This is a genomic window from Methylobacterium komagatae (genome assembly GCF_042661665.1).
In the GTDB taxonomy this organism is placed as follows: Bacteria; Pseudomonadota; Alphaproteobacteria; order Rhizobiales; family Beijerinckiaceae; genus Methylobacterium; species Methylobacterium komagatae.
In genome coordinates this window covers 243,715-258,935 of the sequence record NZ_JBHSWN010000001.1, presented here as the reverse complement: position 1 = coordinate 258,935, position 15,221 = coordinate 243,715, and the positions used below count along the sequence as shown (strand labels likewise).

Genomic DNA, 15,221 nt, shown 5'->3' with positions numbered 1-15,221 from the left:
ATCCGGGCCGGAGCGACTGATGAGCCATCACACCGAGACGCTGGTGATCGGCGCCGGGCCGGCGGGTCTCACGGCCTCGTATCTGCTGTCCAAGCACGGCCATTCGGTCACGGTTCTGGAAAGCGATCCCAAGCAGGTCGGCGGCATCTCGCGCACCGTCTCGCATAACGGCTACCTGTTCGACATCGGCGGCCACCGCTTCTTCTCGAAGTCCAAGGCGGTGGTGGACCTGTGGGACGAGATCCTGCCGAACGACTTCATTGAGCGGCCTCGCCTCTCGCGCATCTACTACAACGGCAAGTACTACGCCTATCCGCTCAAGGCCTTCGAGGCGCTGAAGAATCTCGGTCTCGGCACGAGCATCGCCTGCGTCGCGTCCTACCTCTACGCCCGCGCCAAGCCGGTGCGCGAGCCGAAGAACTTCCACGAATGGGTGCGTAACCAGTTCGGCGAGCGCCTGTTCTCGATCTTCTTCAAGACCTACACTGAGAAGGTGTGGGGCATGTCGTGCGATGCGATCTCGGCCGATTGGGCGGCGCAGCGCATCAAGGGGCTCGATCTCGGCGCGGCGATCCGCGACGGGGTGAAGCGCTCGCTCGGCCTGCGCAAGCGCCAGAAGGCGGGCGGCCCGGTCATCAAGACGCTGATCGAATCGTTCCGCTATCCGCGCCGTGGCCCGGGCATGATGTGGGAAGCCGCCGCCGCGAAGACGAAGGCGCAGGGCGGAAGGGTGCTGCTCGACCGTACGGTCGATTCCCTCAGCTACGATCAGGGTACCGGCCTCTGGACCGCTTCCGCGCGCATGAGCGATGGCACCCGCGAGACCTACACCGCCCGCCACGTCGTCTCCTCGGCGCCGGTGCGCGACCTCGTGAACGCCATCCGGCCGCGCCCGCTGAGTACGTTCAACGCCCGCGCACTCGCCTATCGCGACTTCCTCACGGTTGCGCTCATCGCTAAGTCCGACAAGAATTTTCCCGACAACTGGATCTACATCCACGATCCGTCGGTGAAGGTCGGCCGGGTGCAGAACTTCCGCTCGTGGTCGCCGGAGATGATCCCCGACGAGTCGCATACCTGTCTCGGGCTCGAATATTTCTGCTTCGAGGGCGACGGGCTGTGGTCGTCGTCCGATGCGGATCTCGTGGCGCTCGCCAAGGCCGAGATCGGGCGGATCGGCCTCATCGACCCGGCCGACGTGGTCGATGCCTGCGTCGTGCGCCAGCCGAAGGCTTACCCGGTCTACGACGAGGAGTATTCGGCTCACATCAACACCGTCCGCCTCGAGTTGCAGCGGGACTTTCCGACCCTGCACCTCGTCGGCCGCAACGGCATGCATAAGTACAACAATCAGGACCACGCCATGATGACGGCGATGCTGACCGTGGAGAACATCCGCGCGGGCCGGCGCCTCCACGATGTCTGGCGGGTCAACGAGGATGCCGAATACACCGAGTCCGGGCTGTCGGGCGTGCAGGAGGCCCTGACCAGCGAGAGGCTGGTGCCGCGCAAGGTGGCGTAATTTGGCCCCTCTTCCCTCTTGCGGAAAGAGGGGGAACCTGCGTTTTCTGGTTCAGCCTCAGGATGAGGATGGAGCGGGATCACCGTCCGCCACAGCCTGCTTCGTTCGCTCGTCCCAGCCGGTTTCGAGCAGCATGATCACCATCGCCAGTAGCGATAAGCCATGCGCTCCGATCGCGCCCTGGATCGGCCCCTGCGCCGCCTTGGCATAGACATCGCGCAGCATCGCAAGCTGGCGCTCGCGGTCGCTCAACGGTTTCGCGGTCATCGTCCGCGCCCCCTCAGGAGGCCCGTGTCCGCGGTACGCCCCCGCAAACGAGCCTCGACCATCCCAATGACCGGGGGTGGAAAACCGAATAGAGCAACGGCTCCCGCGACCTTTAGCACCGGAGCGCCTGGACATGCGTCGCAGGCCCCCGGCCACGAAGGGTCGAGAGGGTCAGAACGCATTTCTGCGCCCTGTCGTTGTCTATTAGAGGCTTCCACACCCCAGGTCGGCGCGTACCGTCCCGTCGCGGATAAGACTAAATGCCGCGCTTGGGGTCAAGCCATGTGCTGGCAGCGACATAACCGCCGGAACCGAACCTTGCGGAAGTTTCACGCGACAGGTTCGCCCCCTGCCGCTATCTCGCCACGACCCGCAGCCATGTCCGCGGGCTCCGTCCGTTCGCGGCCGGGGGGACGTGAAGGGAGATGAGTGTGGCGGCGATCAGGACCGGACTCGGTATCCAGGCCGTGGTGACGGCGCTCTGCGCGCTGATTCTGCTGGCGTTTCCCGGCGTTCCGAGCCCCCCGCTCTACGTCTCGCTCGCAGGCTTCGCCATGGCGGGCATCCTCGTCGCCTCAAACAATATCTCCGCCTATTTGAAGGTCTTCGTCTCGGTCTACGGCGTCGGATACCTGCTGCTCGCCGGATCGCGGGCGCTGGCCGAGGCCGGGCTGCTGCCGCCGGTTCTCGCTGCGCTGTTGCCTCCGGCCTTCGCGGCGACGGGCGCCGTTGTCTTCGCAGGCATCGTGCTCGGCATCTCGCACCTTGAGCCGATCCGGGCCATCACCAACATCGCCGACCCGTATTTCGCCAATCGCGATACGCCGACCAAGGAAATCCGCCTGTTCAGTTGGTTCGGCAGCACCGAGGGCCGTATCGGGCGCAACCTCGTCGCCCTGTCGATCTTCGTGAACTTCGCCGACGTCGCGCTGACGCTGCGGTTCAATTTCTTCTACCGCGACATGTACAACTCCCTGCAGGAGTACAACGCGGAGGCGTTCTGGCATCAGCTCCTGTGGATCTTCATCCCGCTGGCCGCGCTGAACATCGCCATCGGCATGTTCGACCTGTTCGTGGATTCCTCCCTGCTGATCCGCTGGCGGACATGGCTGACCCACAGCCTCACCGGCCGCTGGCTCGGCGAGGGTACCCATTACCGCATCCCCTTCACCGACGAAGAGGCGGATAACCCCGACCAGCGCATCCAGTCCGACGTCGATGCCTTCATCCGGCAGACGGCGAGCCTGTCGATCCGCCTGCTGAGTCAGGCAGCGCAGCTCGTGTCGTTCATCGTGATCCTGTGGACCATCTCGAAGGACTTCGTGCTGCCCTTCACGGACACGGTCGTGCCGGGCTTCCTCGTGTGGCTCGTCATCGCCTACGCCGTCGTCGGCACGTGGCTGACGCATCTGATCGGGCGTCCGCTGATCGGCCTCAACTTCCGCCAGGAGCGCGCGGAGGCCGATTTCCGCTTCTCGCTCGCCCGCAACCGTATCTATTCGGAGCAGATCGCGCTGCTACGCGGCGAGAAGGCCGAGATGGGCCGCCTCTCGTCGCTGTTCCACATGGTGGTCGACAACTACACGAACATCATCTTCCGCCGGATCAAGCTGATCGCCTTCACCTTCAGCTACCGGCAGGCGAGCGTGATCTTTCCGTACCTGATCGCCGCCCCATCCTTCTTCGCGAAGAAGATCACGCTGGGCGCTCTCCAGCAGACGGGCAACGCCTTCAGCCAGGTGCAGACCTCGCTGTCCTTCTTCGTAGACGCCTACACCACGCTGGCGGCCTACAAGGCCAACACGATCCGTCTCGGCTCCTTCCGCCGGGCGATGATGAAGGCCGAGGCCATGGCCGCGACGGGCGGGAGCCTCGCCCAGGGCAACGCCACGACCGGCAATGTCACCGCCACCGGCCTCGCCCTGGCCCTGCCCGATGGGCGCGAGATCGTCACCGCCGACAGTCTCGCCCTGCCCAAGGGCGCGGCGACCTTGGTGACCGGCCCCTCGGGCTCCGGCAAATCCACCCTATTCCGGGCCATCGCCGGGATCTGGCCCTTCGGCCGTGGCCGCATCGACGTGCCTGCCGGGGAATCGGCGCTGCTCCTGCCGCAGCGGCCCTACATTCCGCTCGGCACGTTGCGCGACGCGGTGGTCTATCCCAACGAGCGCAGCCGGTTCTCGGACGAGGAGATCCGTCAGGCGATGACGGACTCACAGCTGCCTCATCTCATCGAGCGGCTCGATGAGGACGACGTGTGGGAGCGCCGACTCTCCGGTGGCGAGCAGCAACGTCTGGCCATCGCGCGGGCGCTGCTGGCTAAGCCCGCTTGGCTGTTCCTCGACGAGTCGACGGCGTCGCTGGATGAGCCGTCAGAGGCGAAGATCTACCGCATGCTGCGCGAGCGGCTGCCGCAGACGACCATCGTCTCCATCGGCCACCGCTCGACGCTGGAAGCGCTGCACGACCGCAAGGTGGTGCTGGAGAAGGAAGGCGACCGCTTCGTGCCCCGCGCCTTCCAGCCCGCGCCTGCGGAGTAGTTACGACCGCAAAGCAGACGCCGCCCGCGCCGCCGCCTCGATGGCGGCCGGGTCGGGCGTGCCGGGCTTCACCACCCAGCTTCCGCCGACGCAGAGAACGGCGGGGAGGGCGAGCCAGTCCGGTGCGGTCGCCTCGGTGATGCCGCCAGTGGGGCAGAACCGCGCCTGACCGAACACGGCGGCCTGCGCCTTCAGCGCCTTGAGGCCGCCAGCGGCCTCGGCCGGAAAGAACTTGAACCGGTCGAGCCCGTGATCGAGCCCGCGCATGATGTCGGCGGCGGTCGCGACGCCGGGCAAGTACGGCACGCCGTTCGCCTTGGCAGCATCGGTCAGCGGCGCGGTCAGGCCCGGTGAGACGATGAACTCGGCGCCCGCCTTCAGGGCCGCCTCGAGATCGCGCGGGTTCAACACCGTCCCGGCGCCGACCACCGCGCCTTCGACCTGGGTCATCTCGCGGATCACGTCGAGGGCGGCGGGCGTCCGCAACGTGACTTCCAGCGCAGTCAGACCGCCCTTCACCAGAGCCTCGGCGATCGGCCGGGCATGGGCGACATCCTCGATCACCAGAACCGGGATGACCGGCACGGAGCGCATCAGCGTATCGATGCTGGCGAGGTCGTTCATGGTTGCCTCCTCGAATATCTCAGTCTCACACCGTCATCGCGAGTGAAGCGATCCAGGGCAGCACACCAAACTGAAATGGCCCGCAGTCCCTGGATTGCTTCACTGCGTTCGCAATGACGAGGCGGGTGCCTTTTTCGTCGCGCTTATCTTCACAGCCCGGCGGCGGCGAGCATGGCGGATGCGCCCTGCTCGGCCCCATCGGCGCCCAGGCGCATGAAGGCGAAAAGCTCCCGGCCAGTACCGGATTCAGGACGCGGCGTCGGTACAGGCTCGCGGGCGGCGAGATCGTCTCCGTCCACCAGAACCTCGAGACGACCCTCCGGCGCTGAGAGACGCACGATATCCCCGTCGCGGATGCGGGCGATGGTCCCTCCGGCGAGCGCCTCGGGCGTCAGGTGGATCGCGGCGGGCACCTTGCCGGAGGCGCCGGACATGCGCCCGTCCGTCACCAGCGCGACCTTGAAGCCGCGGTCCTGAAGGACGCCGAGCGGCGGCGTGAGCTTGTGGAGTTCCGGCATCCCGTTGGCGCGCGGGCCCTGGAAGCGCACCACCACCACGACATCCCGCTCCAGCTCGCCCGCCTTGAACGCCTTCAGCACCTCGTCCTGATCATCGAACACCCGCGCCGGGGCTTCGATGACGTGGCGCTTCTCATCGACCGCACTGGTCTTGAAGGTCGCCCGGCCGAGATTGCCTTTCACGAGCCGCATGCCGCCATCAGGCTGGAACGGCCGGTCCGGGCGGCGGATCATCCCGTCATCCAGGCTTTCCGGCACGGCATCCTCGAACACCAACTCCTCGCCCGACAGCTTCGGATCGCGGGCATGGTCGCGCAGGCGGCTGCCTGAGACGGTCATGATGTCGTCGTGCAGAAGGCCCGCATCGAGGAGGGCGGCCATGACGAAGCTGATCCCGCCTGCCGCATGGAAGTGGTTCACGTCGCCCGCGCCGTTCGGGTAGACGCGGCAGATCAACGGCACCACGGACGAGAGCCGATCGATATCCTCCCAGTCGATCACGATGCCCGCCGCGCGGGCGATGGCAGGCAGGTGGATCGCGTGGTTGGTCGAGCCGCCCGTGGCAAGCAGCCCCACGGCCGCGTTGACGATCGCCTTCTCGTCCACGCACTTGCCGAGCGGCCGGTAATCGTTGCCGTCGGCGCCGATCTCGGTGAGCCGGTGGATCGCTGCCCGCGTCACGGCCTGCCGCAGCTTCGTGCCGGGATTGATGAACGACGCACCCGGCATGTGCAGGCCCATCATGTCCATCATCATCTGGTTCGAATTGGCCGTACCGTAGAACGTGCACGTTCCCGCCCCGTGATAGGAGGCAGATTCGGATTCCAGCAGTTCCTCGCGGCCGACCTTGCCCTCGGCATAGAGCTGGCGGATGCGCACCTTCTCCTTGTTGGCGAGGCCCGAAGGCATCGGCCCGGCCGGGATCAGGATCGTCGGAAGGTGGCCGAAGCGCAGGGCGCCGATCAGCAGGCCGGGCACAATCTTGTCGCAGATACCCAGAAGCGCCGCGCTGTCGAACATGCCGTGGCTCATCGCCACCGCCGCCGACAGGGCGATGGTATCCCGCGAGAACAGCGACAATTCCATGCCGCGCTGGCCCTGCGTGACGCCGTCACACATGGCCGGTGTCCCGCCCGCGACCTGTGCGGTGGCCCCGCGCTCGCGGGCAAACACCTTGATCTGGTCGGGATAGCGCCCGTACGGCTGATGGGCCGAAAGCATGTCGTTATAGGCGGTGACGATGCCGATATTCATCGACCGCCCGGCGCGGATCGCTGCCTTGTCCTCCCCCGCCGCCGCGAAGCCGTGCGCGAGGTTTCCGCAGGCAAGCTTCGGCCTGTGAACGCCGTTCTCCCGCTCGCGTTCGATCAGGTCGAGATAGGCGCGGCGAGAGTCACGGGACCGCTCGACGATCCGCGCGGTGACGGCCGCGACCTCGGGATGAAGTTCGCTCATGAGGTATCCTCCTGCGGCGTTTGCCCGGGACCATACCCCAGAACGTGGTGACAGAAAACGTTTACATCGAGGGGGCAGTTCGATCCCGGCTGCGGCCCCGCCTCGCGGCGGGGCCGGTCGCTGCTCAGTATTCCCAGAAGATGCGCTGAAGCTCCTTGGTGTCGCTCGTCTTAGTGAGCGCCACGGCGGCGAGCAGGCGCGCCTTCTGCGGGTTCAGGTCGTGGGAGACGACCCAATCGTACTTGTCGTCAGGCTGCTCGGCATTGCGCACCACGAAGCCATCCGGCACGCGGGCCGAGCGGATGATGAGCGTGCCCTTGGACCGGATGTCCTTGAGCTTGTCCACGAGGTAGTCCGGCACCGAGCCGTTGCCGGTCCCGGCGTGGATGATCGCCTTGGCGCCCGCCGTGACCTCGGCGTCGTAGACGGCCGGGATCATGTTGCCCGAACCGTAGACGATGCCGACCAGCGGCAGCTTGTCGATCGTGTCGATGTCGAATTCGGAGTTCGCGTTGTGGCGCTTGGCGAGCATCCGATAGAAGTAGGTCTTGCCCTCGACCACCATGCCCAGCGGTCCCCACTGGCTGAAGAAGGCGCTCGGCACGACGTTCGTCCGCTTCGTCACGTCGCGACCGCTCTGGATGTAGTCGTTCATCGTGACGGTGACGCCCTTGCCGATGGCCTCCTTGCTGGCGGCGACCGTCACCGCGTCGAGGAGATTGAGGGCGCCATCGGCTGACAGCGCGGTCGTGGGGCGCATCGAGCCGACCACCACGATCGGCTTGTCGCTCTTCACCACGAGGTCGAGGAAGAACGAGGTCTCTTCCAGCGTGTCGGTGCCATGGGTGATGACCACACCGTCCACGTCGTCCTGCTTCAGCAGCGCGGAAACCCGCTTGGCGAGCTGGACCAGCTTGTCGTCGGTGAAGCTCTCGGAGGCGATCTGGAAGGCCTGCTCCCCGCGCACGTTGGCGACATTGGAGACCTGCGGCACGGCGGCGATGAGCTTGTCCACCGGCACCTTGGCCGCCGCGTAGCTCGCGCTGTTCGTGGCGTCGGCGCCCGCGCCCGCGATGGTGCCGCCCGTAGCGAGGATCACCACGTTCGGCTTGCGTGTCTCGGTCGCCGCCTTCGCCTCCGGCATCTCTTTCGCGGCGAGCGGTGCCGCGTGGAAGCCCAGAGCCAATGTCAGCGACAGGGCCGCCGACCGAAGGAGGTGATGACGAAGCTGCATGAAGAATCCCCCGCGATGCGCTTTCGCAGTGCGGGGATCGTAGCCACAGCTTGGCCGAGGGCAAGCCGTCGCGGCACTTTTGGATCACTCTTCAAGCTTAGGCGTTATCAAAGTTATTTGTCCCGCGGAGGTTGAAATGACGAACCTTTCCGAGCTGATGGACGAGTTGCACCGCAATGAGGTCGCGCGAGAGGCGATGGCCCATCTCGAAGCGGCCCTGTCACGTCGCAGCGACGACGAACGCGGCGCGTTCTGGCGCGCCGTCGATCTCTATTACTTCTCGCGCAAGGCTCCGCCGGAGCCAGTGCTCGCGGCGGATGAGGCCGTGGCCTCGCTTCAGGCCTAGAAAACCGAAATCAGGACGATTCCGGCCACCATCACCGCCGCACCGAACAAGCGCGCCGGGCCTGCCTTCACCTGCTTCATCCCCAGCCAGCCGAAATGGTCGAGGGCGACCGAAGTCAGCAGGTTTGCGGTGATGAGCAAGCCATTGAAGGCGCCCGCGCCAACCTTGTCCACGAAGAGCAGGCCGCCGAACACGGCCACCGCCCCGGTGATCCCGGCCAGCGGCATCCACCAGCGCACTCCGGCGATGTCCTCGCGCTTCGGCAGCGGGAAGGGGCGCAGCAGGAAGATCAACGCGAAGACGAACACCACCGGCAGGAACGATACGGTGGCCGCGAGCCAAGGGTTCAGCAGGGCGCCGCGCAGCTGGGCGTTCCACACCACGCCGACGGCCATCAGCATGCCCGCCACGATGATGAACGGGTAAAGCAACTTGCCGGTGGTGCTGCTCGACTCGTCCTTGTCCTTCTTGCCGCCCGAGCGGGCGATAAACACGACGCCCACGGCCATGAGCAGTCCGCCGAGCCATGGGAGTGGCTTGAAGCCCGCCGCCTGAAGGCCGAACAGGCCCAGCGCATCCATCGCCAGCGAGGTGAGGATGTTGGCCGTCAGGGTCAGCCCGTTGAACGGCCCGGCGCCGACCTTGTCGATGAAGGCGAGCCCGCCGAACACCGCCACCGCACCTGCGACGCCGCCGAGCGGTGCGTACCATGGCATCTTGCCGAGGGAATCGAGCGTCGGCAGCGGCGTCGGCATCGTCAGGAACAGCGTCGTGAAGACGAAGACGATCGGCAGGAACGAGACCGTAGCCGCGAGCCATGGGTTGACCAACTTGCCGCGCAGCTGCGCGTTCATGGAATTGCCCAGGGCCTGCAAGGCACCCGCGACGATGATGAAGGGGTAGAGCAAACTCTCGATCACGCGGCGCGTTCTCCGGTCTTCAACGGGTCAGAGGTAGAGAAGCGCGGCGAGCGCGAGGATGAGAGCGGGCGGCATCACGAGGATGCCGAGCTTGAGGAATTTCCCCGCCGAGACGTCCTGCCCCTCGCGGCGGATCGCCGTAAGCCAGAGAATCGTCGCCAGCGAACCGGTGACGGACAGGTTTGGCCCGACATCGACGCCGATCAGGATCGCGCCTGCGATCTTCTGCGACACGTCGGCCGTCTGGACCGCGGCACCCGCGAGCAGGCCGGCGGGCAGGTTGTTCACGAGGTTCGAACCGAAGGCGACGGCAGCGCCCCCGCCCAGGCGGTCGCCATCGGATCGGCGGCGGCGTAGGATTTCAGGGTGTCGGCGAGCATCTTGAGGACGCCGGTCTTCTCCAGCGCCTCGACCAGAACGAACAGCCCGGCGACGAGGGGCAGCACGCTCCACGACACGTCCTTGGCTACCTCGACGAAGCCGCCACGCTTGATTGCCAGCACCACGATGGCCGTCGCCAAACCGGCGATGAAGGTGGGCAAACCAAGCTCGATGCCCGCTGCCGAAGCGCCAATCAGCGCCGCGCCTGTGAGGATGATGCCGAGCCCCGCGACCTTGCCGCCGGTTTCGAGCGGCTTGGTCTCCACCTCGGTCTCGATGCTCTGCTTCAGCGCCGAGTTCTGGGTGAGGCGCAGCACGACATAAGTCGTCACGATGGCGAGCAGCGAGGGCAGGGCGAACAGGCGCAGCCACGTGCCGAGCGGCGGCATGTTCTCGGCGAAGACGACAAGGTTCGCCGGGTTCGAGATCGGCAGCACGAAGCTCGCCGCGTTGGCGATGAACGCGCAGATGAACAGGTAGGGAAGGGGGTTCTCGGCCTTCGCCGCCTTGGTCGCAGCGTAGACGGCTGGGGTCAGCACGACGGCACAGGCATCGTTCGACAGGAACACCGTTACCACCGTGCCGACGATGTAGACCAGCAGGAATAGCCGCGTGGCCGAACCCTTCGCGGCGCGCACGGCGTGGCTCGCTAGCCAGTCGAACAGGCCTTCCTTCCGGGCGATCTCGGCGAGCAGCATCATGCCCACGAGGAACAGATAGACGTCCGTGCCCTTCGCGATGCCGTCGAGGGCCGTCTGCCAAGGCAGCAGACCCAGCACGACGAGCAGGGCGGCGCCGAGCACCGCCCAGATCGCCTCCGGCCAGGAAAAGGGGCGAACGATCACGCCGAGCGTCGCCAGGGCGGCGATGCCCCAGGTCGCAAGGTTCGGGCTCAGGGTCAGGGCACCCATCGGGAAGTTGGTCTTTCGGTCAGGAGAAGAAGGTGAATTACCAGTCGCGCCCGGCGCGGTTCGGGCCGAGCTGATCGCCGCGCACACCCTTTTCGAGCCACGCGCCGAGGTTGCAGGCATCGCTGCCGAGACCTTCGGGTCGGCTCCGGGAGAGCAAGACGGTAGAGGGCGGCTCGACCATGTCGCGATCGATGTGATCCGGCCCGTAGCCCGGCCAGCTCGGGTGGATCGCCTCCACTGCGACGCGGCGAGAGCCATAGGGCCATTCGACGGCGGCCTCGAAGGCGCCGCCTTCGCTCGCGCGGGCCATCGTCTGCCAGGGCCCATCATCGACGCGGCAGCGGCAGCGGATCTCTGCCGACTCGGACAGCACCACGGCCCTCACGACGACCCGTCCGTCATCGGCGGCCCGAAGGGCACGGGTGGCGAGGCGCCGGTCCGCCGGGCTGGTGATCAGTACGAATGGCGCATTCCGGTCGAGGGCCCGGAAACGCCAGCTCACCTCGCCCTCATCGATGGCGGCAACCGCGTAGCCGACGGAGCCGTCCTCGTTCTGGCCGACGGAACGGGCCGCGGCATAGGTCGTACGCCCGTCATGGCCAAGTTCGTTGTAATGGGTGTGGCCCATCTCCACGAGGCGCACGCCCTGGCTCCAGAACAGGCCCGCGACCTCTTCCGCTTCTCCCTTTTCGAGATCGTCAGGATAGGTGTGCATGAAGACGGCGCAGGTCTTCGCCTCGCTGCGGGCGCGCTGCACCTCGGCAGAGAGCCAGTCGAGCTGCACCCGGCCTAGGCGGAAGTCGAGGCCCTGACCCTTCCGCCCGTAGCCGGCGCTGATCATGTCGAGGAACAGGCATCGCACGTCGCCGTAATCGGCGGCGCGATAGAATTGCGGGATCGTCCCGGCGGGCTCCGCCCCCGGGCCGCTCGGCAACTGGCGAACGCTGTTCGCGATGGGCTCGTGGCCGGAGAGGCCGATACGGCCGACGAATTTCCCAAATGCGCCCATGTCCCCGTACTGGCGGTCGTGGTCACCGGGAATCAGATGGACCGCCCGAGGCGCGTAATCCCGGAGGATCTCCTCGATCAGCTCGTATTCCTCAGCCGCGCCGTTTTCGGCGATGTCGCCCGGCAGGTACACGAAGTCGAACGCATTCTCTCCGAAGCACGCGATCTGCTGGAAGATCGCGATCAGGTCTTGGTGGTGCCGGGCATCCCGCACGGTGAGGTGCTGATCGCCGACATGGAGGACAACGAAGGGCCGGTTCGGCCCTTTCGGGGAGGAGGTGCTCATGAGACGGGTTCAGGCGGCTGCGGCGGCGCGGGGCAGGCCGCTATCGGCAGCCTCAGGTGCGAAGTCCCGCGTTTCCGGCATGAGCGCGAGGTAGAGGGCGAAGCCGACACCAGCGATGGCCGCGAGGCACAGGAAGGCCGCCGAATACCCGGCCGAGACGATGATGACGCCTGCGAGCGTGGCGCTGAGCGACGCGCCGATGCCCTGCGCCGTCGCGACGGCACCCTGAGCGGCGTTGAAGCGACCACCGCCCCGGGTCAGGTCCGCGACCACGATGGGGAACAGGGCACCGAAGATGCCGGCGCCGATCCCATCGAGTAGCTGCACACCGACCAGCCAGAACGGATTGTCGGAGAAGGTGTAGAGCACGCCGCGGATCGCCAGGATGCCGAAGGCGACGAGGAAGATCGGTTTGCGACCGATGGCATCGGCCTTGGCGCCGACGAAGATCGCCGTCGGAACCATCACGCATTGCGCGGCGACGATGCAGATTGCGATCAGCGAGGTTGCGTGATCCTTGCCGGAGATGTGGGTGAGCAACTGCCCCACCGAGGTCAGCATCGCCGCGTTCGAAAGGTGGAAGATCGCGCAGAGCACGGCGAAAAGCAGAAGGCCCTTGCTCTTGAACAGGGTCTTGATGCTCGCCGGTTCTTCCTCGCTCTTGGCCTCCGGCGAAGTCATGCCGCGCGCGAGATCGTCGTCGATCTCTTCGGCGGGCACCATCAGCATCGCGCCGATCGAGAGAGCAGCCAGGATGCCCATGAGCCAAAATACGACCACCGGCCCGAAGAAATAGGCCAGGGCGCCCGCCACCGCCGCCGAGGTGGCGTTGCCGGCGTGATTGAAGCCCTCGTTCCGGCCGATGCGCTTGGAGAACATCTTCGGCCCGACGAGGCCGAGCGTGATCGCCGCAAGCGCAGGCGGGAAGATCGTCCCCGCTACGTGAGCCAGGGATTGGGTGGCCGTGACCACGTAGAAGTTCGAGACGAACGGCAGGACGAGGCAGCTGGCCGTCACGGCGATGGCCGCGCCGATCACGACCGCGCGCTTGTGGTTGGTCTTATCGATGAATGCACCGGCGGGCGTCTGCGCCACCAGGCCGAGGATGCCGGCGATAGTCATGACAAGGCCGGTCGTCGCCTCGTTCCAGCCCTGGTCCGGGCCGCGGACGGCGATGAGGTAGATCGCGAGATAGGGCCCGAGCCCGTCGCGCACGTCGGCGAGAAAGAAATTGAGCGCGTCGAGACCGCGCAAAGCCTTGGAGGATGGCGTCTTCACGCCGCCGGAACCGGCCCCGTTCGCCGCCGCAGACCGATCCATGCTTCGCCCCCCGAAGTCCGCCCCCGCGGACCAAGCGGGGGCATAGCGCGCAGGGTTGATGCGAGTTCCGTCTTTTCGATCACAACTTTGTTTAATCCATCCGGGAATGGACCTTTTAGCAGCATTCGGTTTCAAGCCTCCCACAGGTCTTCTTAGCCGGGGCGACACGATGACCGCGCCGGGGGGACTTGGAGCAGACCGGGTGCCGAGGCATCCTCTGGCGGTTTTCAGACACGCCGTTTCCGGAGAGGACCTGCCCTTGTCGATGCCGGCCCTGGTCAATCCGAGCACGCTCAGCGAACTCGGCGACGTCATCGGGCGCGAGCGGCTCCACACGCTGATCGAGCGGTTCACTGAGGCCTTGGCCGAGGCCTTTTCTCAGGACGATCGCCCGGCGGTGGAGATCGGACGCGAGGCGCACAAGCTGGTCTCGATGTCCGGGATGCTCGGATGCGATGCGCTCAGTGCCGCCTGCCGTACTCTGGAGCAGCAGGCGGTGACGGGTGCCGATATCAGGGTGCCCCTGGAGGAAGCGCGCCGGTTGCGAGACGGTACGATCGGCGCCCTCGCGGAGCGATCCCCGGTCTAGTTGCTCCGCTGCAAGGCCTGCGCCTCGGCGGCCAGCGGCGGGAGAGGGCATTCGAAGATCAGTTGAGCGCCTGCCTCGGGGTAGGCGAGCTTCACCGAGCCTCCGAAGCTGTGGGCGAGGCTGCGCGCAATCAGCCGCGTGCCGAAGCCGGTACGGGTCGGCAGCGAGACCGGTGGCCCGCCGATCTCCTCCCAGCGGAAGCACAGGATTGGATCGGACACGCCGTCGATCACGCTCCACGTTACGGCGACATGCCCGGACGGGGTCGAAAGCGAGCCATACTTGGTGGCGTTGGTGCCGAGTTCGTGCAGCATGAGCGCGAGCGTCATGCCCTGATGGGCGTTGAGCGTGACCTCCGGCCCTTCGACCCGGAACCGGCCCGGCACGCCATCCCCATGCAGGGAGACCGTCGTGGCCACTAAGGCTGAAAGCGACGCGCTGGCGAACGAGCCTTGGACCAGCACATCATGCGCCTGCGCCAGCGCGAGAAGGCGCGCCGAGAGCGATTCCGACGCCGCATCGAGGGACGTGGCGTTGCGCAGGGTCTGCGCGGCCACGGCCTGGACGAGGGCCAGGGTGTTCTTCATTCGGTGAGCCAGTTCCTGCATCAGCAGGGTCTGCCGCGCCTCGGTGTCCTTCAACTCGGTGATGTCGCGGGCGACCGCCAGAATGCGCTCGGGTCGCTCGTCGGCACCGTGGACCGGGGTCACCGCGATGTCCCACCACGTCACCACATCGCGCACGTCCAGTTCCGCCTGGAAACGGTTCGATCGGCCGAGCTTGGCGGAGTGCAAGGCCGTGAGCACGGCGGCGCGGCTTTCCGGGCAGATCCAGAAATCGACCCAGAACTGTCCCAGTGCACCGGCCGCGCTGACCGTGCCGAGGATCGATGGACCGTTCTCGCTCAGGGTGATCAGTCGCCCGTCGAGGTCGAGCACCGCCACGAAGTCGTTCGTTGTCCAGAGCAGGCGGCGATTGAACTCCTCGCTCGCCTGAAGCTGGATGTTCAATTCCTCGGCGCTTGCGAGGCGGGCCGCGCCGTCTTCCAGATCACGCCGCCACACGGCCGTGCTGCGTTCGACTTCCGCGCGCTCGCTCTCGACGAGGAGGCCGAGGCGGGCGTTCCGGCGCATCTCGTTGTCGACGAGTTCCGTGGCCTGGCTCAACAGGCGACGGAGCTGTGCATTCTCAGCTTCGAGGATGCTGATCCGATCGGAGACCGGATCCTCATCCGTCAGCGCAACAAGCAGGTTCATGACAGCGCCCCCCGCATGCTCGCTCAGTGGTCCCACCTCAGGGA

The 15,221-nt window shown here is 66.4% G+C and carries 12 protein-coding genes and 1 pseudogene; 4 read left to right on the top strand and 9 right to left on the bottom strand.

Annotated elements, in window-relative coordinates; translation table 11 throughout:
• Positions 1-19: 19 nt before the first annotated feature.
• Entirely contained in the window at positions 20-1,522 is a 1,503-nt protein-coding gene (locus tag ACFQE0_RS01270; RefSeq protein WP_378966342.1) for an NAD(P)/FAD-dependent oxidoreductase, read from the top strand.
• A gap of 57 nt (positions 1,523-1,579) precedes the next feature.
• Here ACFQE0_RS01270 and ACFQE0_RS01265 read toward each other — a convergent pair whose 3' ends face one another.
• Positions 1,580-1,789 (bottom strand): hypothetical protein, encoded by a 210-nt coding sequence (locus tag ACFQE0_RS01265; protein ID WP_378966340.1) that lies wholly within the window; start codon positions 1,787-1,789, stop codon positions 1,580-1,582.
• 425 nt (positions 1,790-2,214) lie between these two features.
• On the opposite strand from ACFQE0_RS01265, the gene ACFQE0_RS01260 reads away from it, so the two are divergent.
• The gene (locus tag ACFQE0_RS01260; RefSeq protein ID WP_378966338.1) at positions 2,215-4,329 is read left to right on the top strand and encodes an ABC transporter ATP-binding protein/permease; all 2,115 of its coding nucleotides are present in this window, start codon (positions 2,215-2,217) and stop codon (positions 4,327-4,329) included.
• Here ACFQE0_RS01260 and eda read toward each other — a convergent pair whose 3' ends face one another.
• The 3 genes from eda to ACFQE0_RS01245 all read right to left on the bottom strand — a co-directional run bounded on the left by eda (position 4,330) and on the right by ACFQE0_RS01245 (position 8,160).
• The gene (eda, locus tag ACFQE0_RS01255) at positions 4,330-4,953 is read right to left on the bottom strand and encodes a bifunctional 4-hydroxy-2-oxoglutarate aldolase/2-dehydro-3-deoxy-phosphogluconate aldolase (RefSeq protein ID WP_378966336.1); all 624 of its coding nucleotides are present in this window, start codon (positions 4,951-4,953) and stop codon (positions 4,330-4,332) included.
• Positions 4,954-5,102: 149 nt separating this feature from the next.
• A complete protein-coding gene (gene edd, locus ACFQE0_RS01250; RefSeq protein WP_378966334.1) occupies positions 5,103-6,926 on the bottom strand; it encodes a phosphogluconate dehydratase in 1,824 nt (607 codons plus the stop codon).
• 124 nt (positions 6,927-7,050) lie between these two features.
• Entirely contained in the window at positions 7,051-8,160 is a 1,110-nt protein-coding gene (locus ACFQE0_RS01245; RefSeq protein ID WP_378966331.1) for a type II asparaginase, read from the bottom strand.
• 136 nt (positions 8,161-8,296) lie between these two features.
• On the opposite strand from ACFQE0_RS01245, the gene ACFQE0_RS01240 reads away from it, so the two are divergent.
• Entirely contained in the window at positions 8,297-8,506 is a 210-nt protein-coding gene (locus ACFQE0_RS01240; protein ID WP_378966329.1) for a hypothetical protein, read from the top strand.
• Here ACFQE0_RS01240 and ACFQE0_RS01235 read toward each other — a convergent pair.
• The 4 genes and pseudogenes from ACFQE0_RS01235 to ACFQE0_RS01220 all read right to left on the bottom strand — a co-directional run bounded on the left by ACFQE0_RS01235 (position 8,503) and on the right by ACFQE0_RS01220 (position 13,332).
• The gene (locus ACFQE0_RS01235; protein WP_378966327.1) at positions 8,503-9,426 is read right to left on the bottom strand and encodes a DMT family transporter; all 924 of its coding nucleotides are present in this window, start codon (positions 9,424-9,426) and stop codon (positions 8,503-8,505) included. The two genes, ACFQE0_RS01240 and ACFQE0_RS01235, sit on opposite strands and share 4 nt — an antisense overlap.
• A gap of 27 nt (positions 9,427-9,453) precedes the next feature.
• Positions 9,454-10,718 (bottom strand): annotated as a pseudogene (locus ACFQE0_RS01230) (arsenic transporter).
• Positions 10,719-10,755: 37 nt separating this feature from the next.
• Entirely contained in the window at positions 10,756-12,012 is a 1,257-nt protein-coding gene (locus ACFQE0_RS01225) for a metallophosphoesterase family protein (protein WP_378966324.1), read from the bottom strand.
• A 9-nt stretch (positions 12,013-12,021) separates the two neighbouring features.
• Positions 12,022-13,332 (bottom strand): MFS transporter, encoded by a 1,311-nt coding sequence (locus ACFQE0_RS01220; RefSeq protein ID WP_378966322.1) that lies wholly within the window; start codon positions 13,330-13,332, stop codon positions 12,022-12,024.
• Positions 13,333-13,597: 265 nt separating this feature from the next.
• Here ACFQE0_RS01220 and ACFQE0_RS01215 point away from each other — a divergent pair, with 265 nt between their 5' ends.
• Positions 13,598-13,921 carry an Hpt domain-containing protein gene (locus tag ACFQE0_RS01215; RefSeq protein ID WP_378975187.1) on the top strand — a complete coding sequence of 108 codons (324 nt, stop codon included), beginning with the start codon at positions 13,598-13,600 and terminating at the stop codon, positions 13,919-13,921.
• Here the strand turns inward: ACFQE0_RS01215 and ACFQE0_RS01210 are convergent.
• Entirely contained in the window at positions 13,918-15,177 is a 1,260-nt protein-coding gene (locus ACFQE0_RS01210; protein WP_378966320.1) for a sensor histidine kinase, read from the bottom strand. The genes ACFQE0_RS01215 and ACFQE0_RS01210 overlap by 4 nt on opposite strands.
• Positions 15,178-15,221 lie beyond the last annotated feature (44 nt).